Raw genomic sequence first — 18,309 nt, forward strand, 5'->3', positions numbered from 1 at the left:
TTTTGAAAGACAAAAGTCAATCTATGGCGGGACATTCCGCGGTTACCAGAAGAGACATTCTGGTGATCGGAATTGTTGTAGCAGGCGCTTTTATTGCCATCCTGAACCAAACAGTTCTGTCACCAGCGCTGCCCAAGTTGATGGAAGATTTTCAGATCACTGCGGGTACAGCCCAATGGGTAACAACCATCTATATGCTTGTAAATGGGATTATGGTTCCAGTTACAGGCTTTTTAATTGACCGTTTTTCTACAAGAAAGCTATTTATCGGTTCTATGTGTATTTTTATGGTCGGTACTTTAGTGTGCGCGGCAGCCCCGTCGTTTGCAGTTCTAACGGCGGCGAGAGTTCTGCAGGCCATGGGCGCCGGAATTCAGCTGCCACTGGTGGCTTATGTGCCCATGCTGGTATTTCCAAGAGAAAAAAGAGGTACAGCAATGGGCATGGCAGGAATCGTCATGAGCTGCGCCCCGGCCATCGGGCCTGTAGCTGCCGGCTGGGTCATCGATTCCTTCGGATGGCGGATGATGTTTGCGGCTATTCTGCCGCTTTCCGTTTTGGTTACCATACTGAGTGGGGTTTTTCTGCGCAACGTGGGAGAATTGAAAAAGCCCCATTTGGATTTACTGTCCGTTCTCTTGTCAACGCTGGCTTTCGGCGGCCTTTTATACGGCTTTTCCAACGCCAGTAACCTGGGCTGGGCCAATCTGCTGGTCATTGTTCCTGCGGTGGTAGGCGCATTGGCGCTGATCTGGTTTATCAGACGGCAGTTTTACCTGCATGAACCCCTTCTGCAGCTTGATGTTCTAAAAACTCCGGTTTTTGCATGTTCTGCTTTTATAGTTACCGTAATCAATTCGGCACTTGCAGTAGGCAGTATTATTCTGCCGATCTATCTGCAGAATGTACTGGGCTGCTCGGCGCTGGTTACCGGTATTTTAATGACACCGGGGGCGGTGGTTTCAATTTTTATGAGTCCAATCAGCGGGCTGCTGTTCGACCGGTTCGGACCGCGGACCATTTCCATCATAGGCCTTACGGCCCTAACAGGGGCACTGGCTGCTTTGACTCTGATTGGTCCTGATACCTCCAAGCTATATTTGATCTGTATCTATATGATTCAATCTTTTGGTCTGACCTTGGCCAATATGCCAATTAATACTTGGGGTATCAATTCCCTGCAGAACCAATTCATCGCCCATGGAAATGCCATTAGTAACACGGGCCGTCAGGTTGGAGGCTCGATCAGTACGGCACTGATCGTCACCATCATGACCATGGTAGCCGGTGCCAGCCATTCCGGATCCGCCCTTATGGATACTTCCAACGGGATTCGGGTAGCTTATGGCGTTTGCGCGTGCGTAGCGGCAGTGGCACTGGCCGCGGCAATCTTAAAAGTTAAAAATGCCCCTGTCAAGGCAGAGGCATAAGTTCAAAGAGGAGGCAACAAAATGAATAAACCCATCGGAAGCATTATGAATAAGGATGTGTATACCTGTCATTACAGCCAGACCCTGGAAGATGTAGTAAAAATACTGGTGGATAAAGAAATCGGCGGTCTGACAATCGTTGATGATGATAAACGAGTTGTGGGTTTTATCAGCGACGGGGATATCATGCGAAGTGTGGCAAAGCAAAAGACTCGGTCTATTTTCGGCGGCGCTGATTCAGTTATGGTCCTGTATGATGATGAAAGTTTTGAACAGAAGGTTGCTGAGTTCAAACAACGCAATGTGATGGAGCTGGCAACGAGGAAAGTTTATTGTGTATCTCCGGACAAAAGTATAGAAGAAGTGGCGGAGATCCTCTCTAAAAAGAAATTTAAAAAAATTCCTATTGTGGATAAAGATGGAACCGTTTTGGGTATCGCGCGGCGTTCAACAATCATACGCTATATCTTTAAAATTCTGTTTGAACTCCCATTGCAGGAATAAAATTATTCATAGTCGAATAGACGATTATTTCTGAATACACGCACAATGTACAACTTCCTACATACAATATAAATCCAGCAGGCCGGTTATTTGTAAATGAATAGCCGGCCTGGCTATATTCCTGTAACATGTTGAAAATAGTGGATTTTGAATTGGCATAGGATTTGCATTAAAGTAAAATGAGAATTAACTCTTTCAATGTGAGCAGACATAGAAAGGATCGTAAAGAAGATTTTGAAAAAAAGAGAGGGGATTTCAAGATGAAATACGAAGTGCAAGAACATTTACATTATGCGGGAATTGCAACCTGGAATCATTGCCCGGTAACACAGGAGGTCGATGATGCGGACATCGTTGTTATGGGAGTGCCCTTTGACAGCGGCGTAACCTTTCGGCCGGGCGCACGTTTTGCGCCGAGGGCGATCCGGGAGCAGAGCTTGATTGCATGCTGCTTCAAATATCCCTGGGACTACAAGCTGTGCGATGCTGCCAAGGTGGTGGATTACGGCGATGTCGGTTACTGGGTAGGCGCAAAAGCAACAGAATTCATGGTGGAAGATACCTATAAACATGCAAAGAAAATCTTGGAAGCAGGGTGCAGGCTGATGACCATCGGCGGTGACCATACGATTCCATATGGACCGGTTCGTGCTGCCAGTGAAAAATACGGAAAGCTGGCGCTGCTTCATTTTGACTCTCATCAAGACAGCACCAAGAGCGAAACAAAAGGGGACGGCACAAGAAATCTTTCCCATGCTAATTTTGCCTATGACCTGCAGGAAGAAGGCTGCATTGATCCGGCCCATTCGGCTCAGGTTTATATCCGTACGGAAATGACCGAATGCGGTTACAATGTGATCCATTCCATGGATGCCCTCGATATGACACCGCAGCAGCTGGCAGCCAGACTGAAAGAGATTGTAGGTGATATGCCGGTTTACCTGACCTTTGATATCGATGCGCTGGATCCAGCTGCGGCACCGGGCACTGGTACGCCGGTAATCGGAGGACCCACATCCGATCAGGTAAGAAAAGTACTGCAGGGTTTGAAAGGTATCAATGTGGTAGCGGCCGACATGGTGGAAGTGCTGCCGGATAAAGATCCGAGCAATATTACGGCTATTGCCGGAGCAGCCATTACGCAGGACATTATGTATCTGATGTATGAAAGTATGAAAAAATAGGAATTTTGCTGCGGCAGGCTGATCGATATATAAATAAGAGCCTTGAGTTTGACGACTCAGGGCTTTTTCTGTGTTTTAGCGGCAATCCTTATTGGGAGTATGAGAGATTTTCTTTCTAAATCGCTTCATACATGGTAGACTATACCTATGAAATCAAGAAACCTGGAATGGAGTTCAACGCTTATGAAAGAAACAAATTTGGCCAATCATTTCAATGAAATTTTGGATGTGATTCACGAAGACTTGATGATTACAGACGGAGAGGGAGTGGTTTTGAAAGTCAGCCCCACCTTCCAAAAGATGTACAAAATTTCGGCGGATTACGCCATCGGAAAGACAGTCTATCAGCTGGAACAAGAAGGCTACTTCAAGCCGTCCATCGTTGCCCAGGTCATTCGGTCAGGGCAGAAAGTAACGATGAAACAGGCAACAAAAACCAAACGGGATCTGGTTGTCACCGCTACGCCGGTCTTTGCTGAGGACGGAAGCATCGAATTCATTGTCAGCTTTTCCAGAGATATTACAGAACTTCTCCAGCTTCAAAAACAATACTCCAAGCTGGAAAACGAAATTGAAAAGTATACCGCAGAAATCAATCACCTGCGAAAGGATGTGGCCGTCGGAGAAGGAGTTGTGGGTCAGTCCCCTCAAATGATCAAGATTTTGGAAACCATCAAACGGGTGGCTGATTTTGACGCCAACATTCTTCTCCTGGGTCCGTCGGGCGTAGGCAAGACGATGCTGGCAAAAATTGTACATAAAAACAGCAATCGCAGGGATGGTCCTTTTATTGAGATTAACTGCGCCGCGATTCCTGAGAATTTATTGGAATCAGAGCTGTTTGGATACGAAAAAGGCTCTTTTACAGGAGCCAGCACCAGCGGCAAGGTTGGTCTGATCGAACTGGCCAATGGAGGAACGCTGCTCCTGGATGAAATTTCCGAAATGCCTCTGAGCCTGCAGGCTAAACTTTTAAAGACCATACAGGATAAGATCATAACGCGGGTAGGCGGAACAAAAGCGGTAAAAGTCGATTTTCGCCTGATTACCGCATCCAACCGCAATTTGGATGAGTTCTCAGATCAGGGACTATTCCGCAAAGATCTCTATTATCGTCTTAATGTAATTAATATTGATATTCCGCCCCTCTGTGAGAGGCGGGAGGATATTATCCCGCTGGCCGAACATTTTCTTGAAAAGAGCAATGCACATTATGGTCTTCAAAAATCCTTCCATCCCCAGGCAATGGAGGCGATGATGAATTACAGCTGGCCCGGCAATGTGCGGGAGCTGGCCAACGTGGTGGAGCGGGTTTCGATGACCAGCGAGAAAGATATCATTGAAAAGAAGGCTCTGCCCGATGAGGTGAGAAAAGAAAAGAAACAGGCGTCCGGCCCGGTCCACGACCTGGACCAGGCAGTCGAAGAATTTGAAGGAACCATTATACGCGAAGCCTACGAAAAATACAGAACAACCGTTGGTGTGGGAAATGCCTTGAATATCAGCCAATCCACAGCCTTTCGGAAGATAGAAAAATATGTGAAAATAAAAAAATAATTATACAAATTTGAATAAGAGTATTCAATTATGAATAAATTATTCAAAACAGAATACAGTGAAAAGACCAATTGCGCTTGAAGGGTTCAAATAGGCCGGATAGGGCCGATTATTCATTTATGAATAATCGGTTTTTTGGTTTTTGCCGGCAAACGTTGAAAAATGGCGGATTTTGTTTGGCACGAGTCTTGCGATTTATATGGACAAATCGCATGCATGCTACATAAGTTACTACTTATTTGTTAGGAGGATGTTTCATGGAAAAGCCAAATAACGCAATTAAACAAAAAGCGATAATCGATAAGCCGATTTCCATTGTCTGCATTATACTGGTTGCTATTTTTGTATGCTTCATGTGCTTGAAACCGGATGCCACGTTAAATGCAGTTAATACAGTATTTAATGCTGTAACTGCTGTCATGGGCGTTCCAATTTTATGGTTTGTTTTTATCGGATTATTTCTTTGTCTGTATCTTGCTTTGAGCAAGCACGGCAATGTGAAGCTGGGTGAAGGAGAGCCGGAGTTCTCCATGTTCAGCTATATTGCTATGATGATGTGCGCAGCCCTGGCTGCTACGGCCGTCTATTATTCCTTTGTTGAATGGTCCTTTTATTATGCGGATCCGGCCTTCGGCATTGAGCCTTACTCTCAGGAAGCCGCTGAAATTTCGCTGCCGTATGCATTTTTCCACTGGGGGTTCAGCGTACAGGTAATCTTTGTACTTACTGCGGTATCTCTGGCGTACGGATACCATGTCAAAAAAGTGCCAGTGCTGAGAATCAGCGCTGTTTGCGAAAGAATGATGGGTAATTTCAAATACAAAAAGCCCCTCGGAAAACTAATCGATGCTCTGACCATTCTCAGTATCGTAGGAGGCATGGGTGTCTCCTTGGGAGTAGGGGTGCCGCTGATCAGTGCGGGAATTGGAAAAATTTTCGGCGTTGAAGTGACCTTTACGACCAATGTCATCGTACTGGTGCTGGTTGCCGTTGTGTTCTCCATTACATCGGTGGTCGGCATCGAAAAAGGAATGAAGAAACTCAGCGACTGGACCATGTATGCTGCGATCTTCTTGATCGCCTTTATCTTCATCACTGGTCCCACCCAGTTCATTTACAAGAACTTTACTTATAGCGTGGGTAAGATGTTCAGCAACTATGTGGATATGAGCCTCTTTACCGACCCAATCCGCAATTCCGGGTTCCCGGAACTCAATACGATTTTCCTGTTCACGCTGGCCCTCAACTATGCGGCGCTGATGGGAATTTTCATCACCAAGATTTCCAAGGGAAGAACCATCCGAGAAATGATTCTCACCTGCCTGGGCGGAATCAGCGTGGGAACCTGGATCATGTTCGGCATCAACGGCAGCTTTGGAATGAACGCAGAGCTGACCGGACAGTTCGCCCTATCCAAGGCAGAGGATGTTCAGGCTGGATTATTCGATCTGCTGGGAACACTGCCGGGAGGCAGCATGATCATCCCCATCATCTTTACCCTGGTTACTTTGGGATTCCTGGCCACTTCTATGGATTCGGCTTCGTTCACTCTGGCCGCTTCCGCTACCAAAAAGCTGGATGCCAAGGGAAATCCCAATTCCAAATTCAGATTGGTATGGTGCGTGGTTCTGGCTCTGGTACCCCTTTCCATCATGTTTGCCGGAGCGCCCTTCACCGCGATCAAGACCGTTTGTATCGTGCTTTCGGTACCGTTCCTGTTCATCATCATCGGCATGCTCATAGGGCTGTTCAGATGGTTTAAAGAAGATAATAATTAAGTTTTATAAAAAAGAGAGGAGATTTTAACATGAAATACGAAGTACAAGAACATTTACATTATGCAGGGATTCCCAGCTGGAACCATGCTCCGGTTTCACAGGACGTTGAAAATGCGGATATTGTTGTTATGGGGGTACCCTTTGACAGCGGCGTGACTTTCAGACCGGGAGCACGTTTCGCGCCGAGAGCGGTAAGAGAACAGAGTCTGATCGCCTGCTGTTTCAAATATCCGTGGGATTACAAGCTCTCTGATGTGGCAAGGGTAATCGATTACGGCGACGTGGGCTATTGGGTAGGCGCAAAGGCGACAGAATTTATGGTTGCGGATTCCTATAAGCACGCGAAGAAAATTTTGGACGCCGGATGCAGATTGATGACTATCGGCGGCGACCATACGATTCCGTACGGACCGGTACGCGCCGCAAGCGAAAAGTACGGCAAGCTGGCTCTGATCCACTTTGACTCCCATCAGGACAGCACCAGAAGTGAAGAAAATGAAAACGGTACCAGAAATCTTTCCCATGCCAACTTTGCTTATGACCTGCAGGAAGAAGGATGCATCGATCCGGCTCACTCCGCGCAAGTGTATATCCGTACGGAAATGACTGAATGCGGATACAATGTATTCCACGCCATGGATGCCATCGACATGGGACCGGAAGCGCTGGCTAAGAAGATCAAAGAGATCGTAGGCGATATGCCAGTATATCTGACCTTTGACATCGACGCACTGGATCCAGCCGCGGCTCCGGGAACAGGCACACCGGTTATCGGAGGTCCTACATCGGATCAGGTGAGAAAAGTGCTGCAGGGACTGAAAGGAATCAACGTAGTAGCGGCCGACATGGTAGAAGTGCTGCCGGACAAGGATCCAAGCAACATTACTGCCATCGCAGGAGCAGCCATCACACAGGATATCATGTACCTGATGTATGAAAGCATGAAATAAATTCTGCAATTGAGAAAAAAGCCTTGGAGACGGATTCTGAGGCTTTTTCCCGTTTTGTGTGATATAATATTTTTACCATCTGTACGGCGTTGCCGCAGGGTAAAAAATACTGAAACTTGCTCGACACGGCTCGCAAGCTATACTATTCCAACCATTGGCAGCCAGTGACTGCCGGAGCTGAATGATTTATAGGAGGTCGTAAAATGAAAAAACTTGCCCTTATTTCCCACTGCGTGCTCAACAGTTTCTGTGAACTTCCGGAAGCTTCGGACACATTTCGCAAAGATGTTATCAATCTCTTGACCGATAAAAAGATCAGCATGATGCAGCTGCCATGCCCGGAGCTCTGTTATCAAGCTTTAGAGCGGGAATCCATTACTCCGGAAGATCCCAAGGCCGGGGAGTACGAACAATATTGCGGGGAGCTTCTTGCTCCTGTTATTAGCAATCTGAAGGAGTATCACAGCCATGGCATAGAAGTGGCGGGGATCATCGGTATCGATACCAGCCCTTCCTGCAGCGTGGCTGACAGCGTCGCCATCATGAGCAAAGTCCTGCTGGAGCGGATGAAGGAAGCCGGTATCCCATGGGGCCAGCTGATCGATATGCCCATCGAAGGAGACGGAAAGACATTTTTCGACCAGCTGAAAGAGTGGTAGAAAGATAACACTGCTCCTTCTTTCTGATCTTATTGGCATATAATTTGCATTAAAATATATGTACCAACAAGAAATAGATCTGGATGAGATCTTAATGACAGAAAGAGGAGGAGAACATGAGCGGAAAGATTTTTAACGGCAGACAACGTGTAAAAGCTGCTATCGCGCAGATTGCGCCTGTTTTTATGGACAAAGATAAGACCATTGAAAAGGCCATCGACTACATTGGTATGGCAGGGGAACAGAAGGCGGATATCGTGGTATTTCCGGAGTCCTTTATACCAGCGTTCCCATATTGGCAGGAGGGACCCAACGATGCGATGGAGGATTTCGCCAAGGTCAATTTGGATTTTCAGAATAATGCGGTGCTGGTAGGATCAGAGGATACGGACCGGCTGGCACAAGCGGCCTTGAAAGCCAATGTCAATATTGTCATGGGCTGTACGGAGCTGGATGATCGAATCGGCTCGAGAACCCTGTATAATTCCATGCTTTATTTCAGCAGAACAGGTGAATTGGCTGGAAGACATAGAAAAGTAGTGCCGACCAATACAGAAAGGTGCTTCCACGGCATGGGCCAGGGCGGTGAAAATTTAAAGATCAAGAACTTGGACATCGGCAGAGTGGGAGGCCTGGTCTGCTGGGAAAACCATATGATTATGATGCGGGCGCTCCTGGCGTGCCAGGGAGAAGAAATTCATGTGGCCTGCTGGCCGGGAACGTTTTCCGGCATGCCCGACGATTCGATGACAGTGGTTGATTCCGAGCGGAAGAACCCGCAGAATTACAATACCAGCGATATCGAACCGGCGATCCGCTGCCATGCTTTCGAGAGCCAGGGGTTCGTTCTCAGCGCGTGCGCCTATATGCCGGAAGAGGAGGTGCCCGGAGACTTTCCCTACAAAGACCGAACCAATTGGGATTGGGCTTATGGGGGCAGTTCCATCGTGGATCCGTTCGGCTGCTATCTGGTAGAGCCGGTCTATGACCGGGAAGAGTTGATTGTGGCAGAGTTGGATTCCGATCTGATCCGGCTGGCCAAACATTCCTTCGATGTGCTGGGACATTATTCCCGCCCGGATTTGGTAAAACTTGTGTATAAGGATACGGAAGAGGACTATTTGGTGAAAATGAGCGATTAAAGAACCATCCTTATTTCAGTATATTTAGAAATTTTTGCCGATAATATTCGTTTGCAAATACGGTATTTGTGTAAGAATATTTTGAAAATACGCGCAAAACGTTCAAATAAAACGGTGTCAAGAAAATCATGCGCCGAGGCTATTCATAGAGGAATAGCCTCGGCGTTTTATAATTCCAAAAACATTGAAAAATAGCCATTTTTGATTGGTATAATCCTTGCATGTTTATTAATTAATTCTTAGAACTTATGTTTATATTTTTTCGTTTGCGGAAAGGAGGATGAAACCGTGAACAACAAGCTATCATTAGGAGCTAAGACTGGATATGGAATGGGTATGATCGGCGAATGTCTTGCCATGAATACGTTTTATATCTATTTTCTTTTCTTCCTGACAAACGCAGTAGGGATCAACGCCGGCGTCGCCGGGACCGTGGCTATGATTGCAACCTTTTGGGGGGCTTTCACAGATTTAATCGCAGGTACCAGAACGGACAACAGCACCAATCCAAAGGGAAGAAGGAGACCCTTTATCTTTAAGGCTGCCATTCCGTTGGGTATTGTAACTTTTCTGATGTACACGGACTGGTCCATCGTTCCTGATGGGGCAAAACCGGTCTATTTTACCATAGCGGCTATGATTTTCTGGCTGGCATTATCCTTTACGGATATTCCTTATGTATCGTTCGGATCGGAAATCACCGATGATTACGATGAGAGAACATCCATCAGAGGTATTTCTAACATTATCAACTATGCGGGAATGATTCTGGCAAGTTCAGGAACACTGACGGTTGTAGCTATGCTTTCGAAAGACGGAGGTGTGGGAGATACCGCAGCCTGGTCAAAATTAGGCCTGATCTTTGGTATTCTTACGCTTGCTGCTTACTGGATTGTTGTAGGAACTTCCAAGGGCAGAGAAAAACCGTATGTACGTCCGGCCGAAGATGCGAATGTGAAGCAGCCGGGCTATTTCAAAACCTGCCTGGAAGTGATTAAGATCAAGCCTTATAGACATATCCTGATCTATACCATTTGCGCCTATGGCGGAGTGCTGCTCTTTACCAGTATGTACATCTATTACTTATCGTACAATGTAGGCATGACTGAAGGTCAGTCGGCGACGGTTATGCTCGTTTATTGCTTCATGGTTATGGGCGTGTCAGCCATATACGGCAAAATCCGCATAGAGAAGAAAAATATTGTAATCGGAGCGACCATGATTTGCGGCATCGCCTTATGCGCAGGCAAATTCCTGCCTGTGGGCACAGTAGGCGTGTATGTGCTGTTCTTCTTGTTTGCTCTTGCAATTTCGGCATATTTTGTACAGATTTATTCCATGGTATACGATGTATGCGACATCGATGAATTTAAATCTGGCGGAGGAAGAGACGGCGTAATTGTTTCTCTGTTCTACTTTATCGGCAAGTTTATCGGCGGTATCGCCATGGCAGCGGTAGGCTGGATTCTCGAGTTCAGCAAATATGACGCCGCAAGTCTGGAACAGACGCCGCAAACACTGTCGGGCATCGCCTCCGGAGCATTGCTGCTGCCGGGAATTCTGATGATTATCGGCGCTTTGGTCATGGTGAAATACCCTGTCAACTCCAAGAACTTCAATGCGCTCAGAGGTGCCATCGATGCCAGACATGAAGGAAAAGAATATTCAACGGAGGACTTCGAAGAGCTGCTGAAATAATGCAGGAGAAGGATTTCCGCTGGAGGGAAAAGGAGGTACTATATGAGCTATCCCTCAATGATCATCAAGGGCAATGCCATCTTTGACGGCACAGGCCGGGAGCCTTTTTCAGGCGCAGTCATCATCGAAGATCATAAAATAAAAGCGGTGATGGAAGGCGGTGACATTGGTTCTTATGCAGGCCCTGATACAAAAATTTTAGAATACAACGACAAATTGATCATGCCCGGCTTTAATGATTGTCATACTCATATGTCGTCAGGTGCTTTTTTAGAAGATGAGGACTTTTGCTTCAATGTTCTTTCTGCCAAAAGCAAAGAAGAGGCATTGCAGATGACAAAAACTTTTGCCGACGCCCATCCTGAAAATGAGTGGATCGTGGGCTATATGATGAACAATCTGGCTTGGGAAGATCAAACATTACCCACCCGCTATGATCTGGATCAGGTGATTTCCGACCGGCCGGTAGCGCTGCAGCTTGCCGATATGCATACGATTATCGCCAATACCTGTGCCATTAAGAAAGTTGGTTATACCAATGATACACCGGATCCCGATGACGGGGTTTTGGAAAAGGATGAAAAGGGCGTTTTGAACGGCCGGTTTTTCGACGGCGCAGGCTTTGCCTTTACAGAAGCATTCTATAATGCGGATGATGAGGTTTACATGAACGCCTATCGGAAATTCTTTCAGAAATTAAGCAAGCTGGGAATTACGGCGACAAGCCTGTTGTCGCCTTTCGGGGTGCCCAGGGATCCGGTACAGTTTTATGAAAAGCTGGAAGAAGAAGGATCGCTGACAGCCCGTGTATGTTTATATCCCAACCTGGCGGAATATGACAAAGAGCGTTATGATGCCTTATATGCCAAACACCATGACGGTAAGATCAGGCTCAGAGGCTTAAAACAGCTCATTGACGGCGTTACTTCCGTATACACCGCCTACTTGCTGGAACCGTACACCAATAACCCTGAAACCTGCGGCACCACGTCCATCGAGCTGGATGTTTTCCATGAGCAGATGATGAAAGCCATCGCAGACGGAAGAGCGGTTCGTATCCATACCATCGGTGATAAAGCAATCCGGGTTGTTTTGGATTACTTTGAAGAGGCGAAAGAAAAATACGGCGACCAGGGACTGCGCCACGTGCAGGAACATATTGAAAATGTTCATCCCGATGATCTGAGTCGTTTTGCAGAGCTGGGCATTGCCTGCGGCATGCAGCCGCTGCACATGCTGTTTGATCTGGAAGGAGACGATAAGGAGAAAGCTATTGGACATGAACGGTGTAAACATGCCTGGCCAATGCGTGAACTGCTGGATGCCGGTACTGTGATCGGGCTGAGTTCCGACTTCCCAGTGGTGGAAATCGAGCCGATGCATGAGGTTTACGGAGCTGTGACCCGTCAGACCTTTTCCGGAAAACCGGAAGGCGGATGGTTCCCTGAGCAGAGAATTACCATGGCTGAGGCCCTGAAGGCCTATACCTGGGGTTCTGCGTATGTAGAAGGCTGTGAGGACGACTACGGAACCCTGGCGGAAGGGAAGCTGGCAGATTTAATTGTACTGGATCGGAATTTGTTTACTGCTGACCCGTCTGAGATCATTGACTCTGAGGTGGAGCTTACAGTATTTGACGGTCAGGTTGTTTACCAGAAATAAGAATAATAGTTAGCGCCCCCTTTCTTTAGAGATGTGCTTTTGGCAACGACCATTCCTTTTTTCACATTGCGGGGGCAAAGCGTTTTCGGAAAGGCCGGCACGCGGTTTTGATTGTGGCCGCTGTGCAAAAGGCCTTTCGCCCGGAAAACGAATCGTGAAGGAGCGGCGGGCTTGGCCCGCCGTTTTGCTGCATAAGACGCGTTAAGGAAAATATTACTAAGGGGGAATGTTATGTCCACATTAAAAGATAACGAACTTCAGATTATCAGCGATATTTTGCTGAAACTGTATTATATGGAAGATATTAAAGAGCTGGAGCGAACCTTTCTGACTCTGATTCGGACGCTGATTCCATATAATCAGAGCAACTTTCGTGTGATCGATCCTAAGACCAGAGAAATTCTTCGTAAGGAAGCGATTTTCATCGATACCGATGAAACTATGATTCCGGTTTTTTTCGCCAATATTGAACCGGAAAAGAATTATTTGAAAAACTTATTCAATTACACCCAATCGGTGGTATATGTGGATTCGGATATTCTCGGCGATGATGTTCGTAAAAAGACGGAGTTCTACCGGGATTTTCTCGAACCTCAGGGGATTCCCTATGGGTGCGGTATTATTCTCATCAAGGACGGCGATCTGATCGGCGTCATCAGCCTCTTCCGCAGCGAAGAATGGGGCGATTTTACCAGCAAAGAAGTGTTTGTCCTCGATTTGTTCAAGGCGCATATCACCAAGATCGTCGATCAATGTCTCTCGGCCAACCGAAATCACCGCATTTCTTACCAGGGGCTTGAGGAAGAATCGCTGACTCAGCGGGAGAGGGAAATCGCCGCGCTCATCATCGAAGGGTATTCCAACGAGGAAATTGCGGACAAGCTCTGTATTACCGTTTCCACGACTAAAAAGCATGTTTACAATATATTCAGCAAATACGGAGTCAAGAACCGTATGGGCCTGATCAAACTGTTTCATTCCCGATAGAACTGGAGTGGTAGGTATACACAACTAGTTCTAATTTTCAGATTCTTTTTCGAACCTGAGGACAATAGGAAAGACGGGCGAAAAAAGATATACTTTATATCGATAAGAGGTATATCTTTTTTTATGTACAAAGGCCTTTCTTTTTTAAGGGATGGAGCGTGCCGTTTCGAAACTGGACATCCCCGTGAACCCACAGCGCAAGGAGGAAATTATGGAACAAAAGTTAGTTTTACAAAGGCAGCAGAATAGCAAATTGCCATTGAAAGTGAAACTGGCATATGGATTATCGGGTTATTCAAGCTTTATCACCTGGACCATATTCAGCTTATACGGCTTATATTTTTTTACCGATGTGGTCGGCATGTCAGCGGCTTTTGCCGGTGCGATCATATCTCTGGGCACAATTTGGGATGCGATTACCGATCCTATTATCGGAAGTGTTTCCGATAACTTGAAGTGCAAGAAAGGAAGGAGAAGACCGCTGATTATCGGAGTGGCGGTACCCTTTGTATTGATCAGCATACTGCTATTCACCAATTTCGGCTTCAGCGAAACAATATCCAAGCTCTATTTTGTCATTGTAATTCTCTTATACTATACGGCGCAGACGGTTTTGGACATCGCAAGCTCGGCCCTGGGCTCGGAAATGACGCTGGATTATGATGAACGTTCCAGCCTGGCCACATATAAGAATTTTTTCTGCATGGTGGTTGTGATTATCGTCAGCCCTACGCTGATGCTCGCTACATACTTCGGCAAGTTCTTTGAAAACTCCAGTTTTGGGTGGAGCTGCACGCTGGCCGTCTATATGGTCATCGCTCTGGCCTGTATCCTGATTCTCTGGAAAGCAACCAAAGGCTATGAACGATACAGCGAGGACAGTAACAATAAGATCGGATTTAAGGATATTAAGGAATTGTTAAAAAACAAGTCAGTGAGAATCGTCATGGCTATATTTGCCCTTGCGGTATTTGGAAATACGATCAACCTTTCGCTGCAAGTTTATTACTACAGCTATTATGTACAAATGACGGAAGCGCAAATTGCCAGTGTAACCATGGTAGTGGGAATCATTTCCTGCATAGCGGCCTTTGGCGTCGACTTTTTATGCAAGAAATTTTCCAAAAAAGCGGCCTGGATTATCGCTGTCGGCGTAGAAGCACTCTCTATGATTGTGTTTATCGGGCTGATCATTCATCCGGGACAAGTGGGACTCATCTATGTATTGGTAATTTTAATGGCGCTGGGATTGGCCTCAGTTTATCAGGTCCCTTGGAGCATGATTCCCGACTGTGTGGATGTTCACCAGTTGGTAACCCAGAAGAGAACCGACGGCATCATATTCGGGTTTATCGCCTTTCTCCAGAAGGTAGCCGGTGCCGTTGCCATTGCCGCCGTTGGATCGACCCTTACAGCCATCGGGTATGTAGCGGCCGCTGAACAGACGGCGGAGACGCTCCAGTCGATGAAATATGTATACGGCTTTGGATGCGGAGGGATTTTCCTGATTACCGTATTGATCATACTCTTATACCCGCTCTCAAAGAAACGCCATGACGATGTTCTGGAGGCTATTGACGCCAGAGAGCAGGGAGAAGCAGTCGATATGAGCCAGTTTAAAGATTTATTTTAGAAAAGCCCTGTAGAGCTTTGCAGGCATAACAAACAGGAGGATATGATGTATAAAGAAGCATACGAACATACGAGATTTTTTGCGGAAGAATGCGGTAAGCGAATTGCGGGAACCGATGCGCTGATGAAGGCCAGCGATTATATTGTTGATTTCTACAAGCAGAAGGGGATCGAGGTTGAAACGCACGATTTTGAGGTTCCCGTCTGCAGTATTAAACATTCCAGCTTAAAGGCTAATTTCGGCGGTACCTGGAAAGAACTGAACCATACTGCTGCTCTATTTTCAAAGGAAACGCCTGCCGGCGGCCTGACCCTTCCCTTGGTTTATGCGGAGAACGGAAGTATCGCCAATTTGAAAGAAAAGGATGTAAAAGGAAAGGCAGTACTTATCTGCCGGGATGTCTACATGGTCTACCCGGATATCTGGATGTATAAAAGGCTGGCCCAGTTCGGTGCTGCGGCGGTCATCTATACCACCGGGGACGGACATAAAGATGTCCCCTATGTATACGCCAATTACGAAACGATGGAAGAAGACTTCACTATTCCTACTGCCGTCGTGCATTACGATACGGCTCTGGAGCTGGTGAATAGCGGCGCGGAGGAAATTTTTTATGAGGCCCAGTTTGAAGTGACCATGGGCAAAACCAGGAATACGGCAGGCGTGATACCTGGATGCGGCAAAGAGGACGAAACGATCTTTGTCTGCGCCCACCTGGATTCGGCCATGGGCAGCGTGGGGGCTACCGATGATGTGGCTGGCGTGGGAATGATCATGGAGCTGGCGGCCTACTATCATCATCAGGCTTTAAAAGGAAAGAAGCCGGAGCGGACGATTCGCTTTATGGCATGGTCCGGCCATGAGTGCGGGCTGCACGGAAGCAAATACTATCTGCTCAATCACAAAGAGGTCTTTGAAAAAACCAGGTTTGTCCTCAACTACGATGTTGTGGGAAATGCCCTCAGCAACTATAGCATGTGGACCGGCGGCAGCGATGAAATTGAGAAGCAGCTCAATGACATAACCGCTTCCCTGGAGCTGGATTGGCCGGTGAATATGGGGCCTATGGTGGTGGACACCCTGAGCTTTGCAGCAAAGCAGATTCCTCATTTAACGTTGACGGCCGGTGCCTATGGCGGCAACCATACGGTTTACGATAATATGGATTTGATTTCGGAAGAAGGGTTCATAATGCCGATCCGTTTTTCCAAAGCAGTGATCGATTGGGCGGCCTGGACGAAAACTATCAGCCAGGGTTATCCTGCGCAGATGGATGAAGCGATGCGCGCCACAGCCGACATGTACGGGTGGGGACTTTTTGACAAATGCTAAAAAGATAGCTCTTGGGGCGGCGTGATCAAGCCTGCGAGACAAAAAAATAGAATAAAATATAAAAAACGACAGAAATCCCGCATATGATGGAAGAAACTTCTTTACAACTCCATATGTATATTGATACAATAATAAGTACGTATGAATTAATTTATTTTAGAGGAGGTTTTACATTATGGAATGGGAAGCAGTAAGTGTAGGAATTCTTTCTATACTGCCCCCGGTAGTGGCAATCGCACTTGCCCTGATCACAAAGGAAGTTGTATTCTCTCTGGTATTGGGAATCCTTTCTGGGACTGTGATTTATTCGTTTGCCCATGGAGATGGGGTTGTAGGCATCTTTGATACCACATCCACTCTGATGGCGGACAAGCTGGCCGGAAATACGAGCATGATTTTATTCTTATGTTTTTTAGGAATTCTAGTTGCGCTCATCAATAAAGCAGGAGGTTCGAAAGCTTACGGCGACTGGGCCGTAGAAAGACTGAAAAGCAGGCGCAGTGCCTCGGTGGCAACAAGCGGTCTGGGTATTCTGATCTTTATTGACGACTATTTTAACTGCCTTACGGTTGGTACGGTTATGCGGCCGGTTACAGATCGATTCAATATTTCCAGAGAAAAGCTGGCATATTTGATCGATGCTACGGCAGCGCCGATTTGTATCATTGCGCCGATTTCGTCATGGGCGGCATCGGTAATGTCCTATTATCCCGAATCAGCGGACATGAGCGGTATGACTGCTTTTCTCCGTTCGATTCCCATGAACCTGTACGCGATCCTGACGATTGTGATGGTGTTCTACATAGCCATTAAAAAGAACGCGGATTACGGCCCTATGCTAAAAGCAGAACTGCTGGCAGAAAAGGGCATTCAGGAAGGAAAAGAAGAAATTGAAGATATGGAAGAGGAGTTCCTGAGACAGAAGACCAATAATAAAGGAAGAATCTACGATCTGGTAGTTCCCATTTTGGTTTTGATCGTTCTCTGCATCTTGTCCATGCTCTATGTGGGCGGATACTGGTCTGAGGAGGGCTCAACGCTGTTCGACGCCTTCGGAAATACCGACGCGGGTCCGGCGCTGTCACTGGGAGCCTTCGGCGCTCTGCTCTTCAGCTTTATCTACTTCATGTGCAGAAAAGTGCTTTCTTTCAGAGATTTCTTCGATTGTATCGGACCTGGAGTAAAATCCATGGTACCGGCTTGCATCATTTTGACTTTGGCCTGGGCGATCAGCGGCGTGTGCCGTGATCTTTTGGGAACAGGACCGTACGTGGCCCATTTGGTAGAAGTTTCGGGAGTACCGGTTCAGATTCTGCCGGCCCTGATCTTTGTAGTAGCCTGCCTGCTGGCGTTCTCGACGGGAACCGCTTGGGGAACCTTCGGTATTTTGATCCCGATTATTATCGCCATCTGCGAAGCGGCTGCTCCGGAGCTGTTGATTACAACTTTGTCAGCCACACTGGCTGGTTCCGTATTCGGAGATCATACTTCACCGATTTCCGATACCACGATTTTGGCGTCCACAGGAGCTCAGTGCAACCACTTGAAGCACGTGGGCACGCAGGTGCCGTACGCGGTGACGGTAGCAGGATGCTGCTTTATCGGGTACATTGTGGCAGGAATTACCGGAAAGCTTGGTTTCGGACTGAGCACGATCATTACTCTGGGCGTATCCCTTGTACTGCTGTTCATAGTTCTTAATATTCTGCCGAAAATCTTTGGTAAGAAACGGTATCAGATTGACTAATTTCATATAGACGATAAAAAACGCCTTTTCCTCTAGCAAAGGAAAA

14 protein-coding genes are annotated in these 18,309 nt (G+C 46.9%); all 14 read left to right on the forward strand.

What is annotated here, in order from left to right:
* Positions 1-2 precede the first annotated feature (2 nt).
* Positions 3-1,430 carry an MDR family MFS transporter gene (locus LG211_RS03330; RefSeq protein WP_227754873.1) on the forward strand — a complete coding sequence of 476 codons (1,428 nt, stop codon included), beginning with the start codon at positions 3-5 and terminating at the stop codon, positions 1,428-1,430.
* 21 nt (positions 1,431-1,451) lie between these two features.
* Complete coding sequence (locus tag LG211_RS03335; RefSeq protein ID WP_148396680.1) at positions 1,452-1,934, forward strand: CBS domain-containing protein; 483 nt, start codon at positions 1,452-1,454, stop codon at positions 1,932-1,934.
* A 260-nt stretch (positions 1,935-2,194) separates the two neighbouring features.
* Positions 2,195-3,118, forward strand: a complete 924-nt coding sequence (gene speB / locus LG211_RS03340; protein ID WP_148396679.1) for an agmatinase — start codon at positions 2,195-2,197, stop codon at positions 3,116-3,118.
* A gap of 183 nt (positions 3,119-3,301) precedes the next feature.
* Positions 3,302-4,675: a sigma-54 interaction domain-containing protein gene (locus LG211_RS03345; RefSeq protein WP_227754874.1), complete on the forward strand. Its 1,374-nt coding sequence runs from the start codon at positions 3,302-3,304 to the stop codon at positions 4,673-4,675.
* Positions 4,676-4,932: 257 nt separating this feature from the next.
* Positions 4,933-6,453 carry a BCCT family transporter gene (locus LG211_RS03350; RefSeq protein ID WP_227754875.1) on the forward strand — a complete coding sequence of 507 codons (1,521 nt, stop codon included), beginning with the start codon at positions 4,933-4,935 and terminating at the stop codon, positions 6,451-6,453.
* 29 nt (positions 6,454-6,482) lie between these two features.
* Positions 6,483-7,403 (forward strand): agmatinase, encoded by a 921-nt coding sequence (gene speB, locus LG211_RS03355; protein ID WP_148396676.1) that lies wholly within the window; start codon positions 6,483-6,485, stop codon positions 7,401-7,403.
* A gap of 203 nt (positions 7,404-7,606) precedes the next feature.
* The gene (locus LG211_RS03360; RefSeq protein WP_269476994.1) at positions 7,607-8,062 is read left to right on the forward strand and encodes a hypothetical protein; all 456 of its coding nucleotides are present in this window, start codon (positions 7,607-7,609) and stop codon (positions 8,060-8,062) included.
* A 116-nt stretch (positions 8,063-8,178) separates the two neighbouring features.
* On the forward strand, positions 8,179-9,204 hold the full coding sequence (locus tag LG211_RS03365; RefSeq protein ID WP_269476995.1) for a carbon-nitrogen hydrolase family protein: 1,026 nt from the start codon (positions 8,179-8,181) through the stop codon (positions 9,202-9,204).
* 288 nt (positions 9,205-9,492) lie between these two features.
* Positions 9,493-10,902, forward strand: coding sequence for an MFS transporter (locus LG211_RS03370; RefSeq protein WP_148396673.1), 1,410 nt, complete (start codon positions 9,493-9,495; stop codon positions 10,900-10,902).
* A 42-nt stretch (positions 10,903-10,944) separates the two neighbouring features.
* Positions 10,945-12,564: an amidohydrolase gene (locus LG211_RS03375; RefSeq protein ID WP_148396672.1), complete on the forward strand. Its 1,620-nt coding sequence runs from the start codon at positions 10,945-10,947 to the stop codon at positions 12,562-12,564.
* 231 nt (positions 12,565-12,795) lie between these two features.
* A complete protein-coding gene (locus LG211_RS03380) occupies positions 12,796-13,551 on the forward strand; it encodes a helix-turn-helix domain-containing protein (protein ID WP_148396671.1) in 756 nt (251 codons plus the stop codon).
* A gap of 211 nt (positions 13,552-13,762) precedes the next feature.
* Positions 13,763-15,184, forward strand: a complete 1,422-nt coding sequence (locus tag LG211_RS03385) for an MFS transporter (protein WP_227754878.1) — start codon at positions 13,763-13,765, stop codon at positions 15,182-15,184.
* Positions 15,185-15,226: 42 nt separating this feature from the next.
* Complete coding sequence (locus tag LG211_RS03390; RefSeq protein WP_253019369.1) at positions 15,227-16,516, forward strand: M28 family peptidase; 1,290 nt, start codon at positions 15,227-15,229, stop codon at positions 16,514-16,516.
* A gap of 175 nt (positions 16,517-16,691) precedes the next feature.
* Complete coding sequence (locus tag LG211_RS03395) at positions 16,692-18,263, forward strand: Na+/H+ antiporter NhaC family protein (RefSeq protein ID WP_148396668.1); 1,572 nt, start codon at positions 16,692-16,694, stop codon at positions 18,261-18,263.
* Positions 18,264-18,309 lie beyond the last annotated feature (46 nt).

The organism is Hominibacterium faecale, assembly GCF_020734085.1.
Taxonomy (GTDB): Bacteria; Bacillota; Clostridia; order Peptostreptococcales; family Anaerovoracaceae; genus Hominibacterium; species Hominibacterium faecale.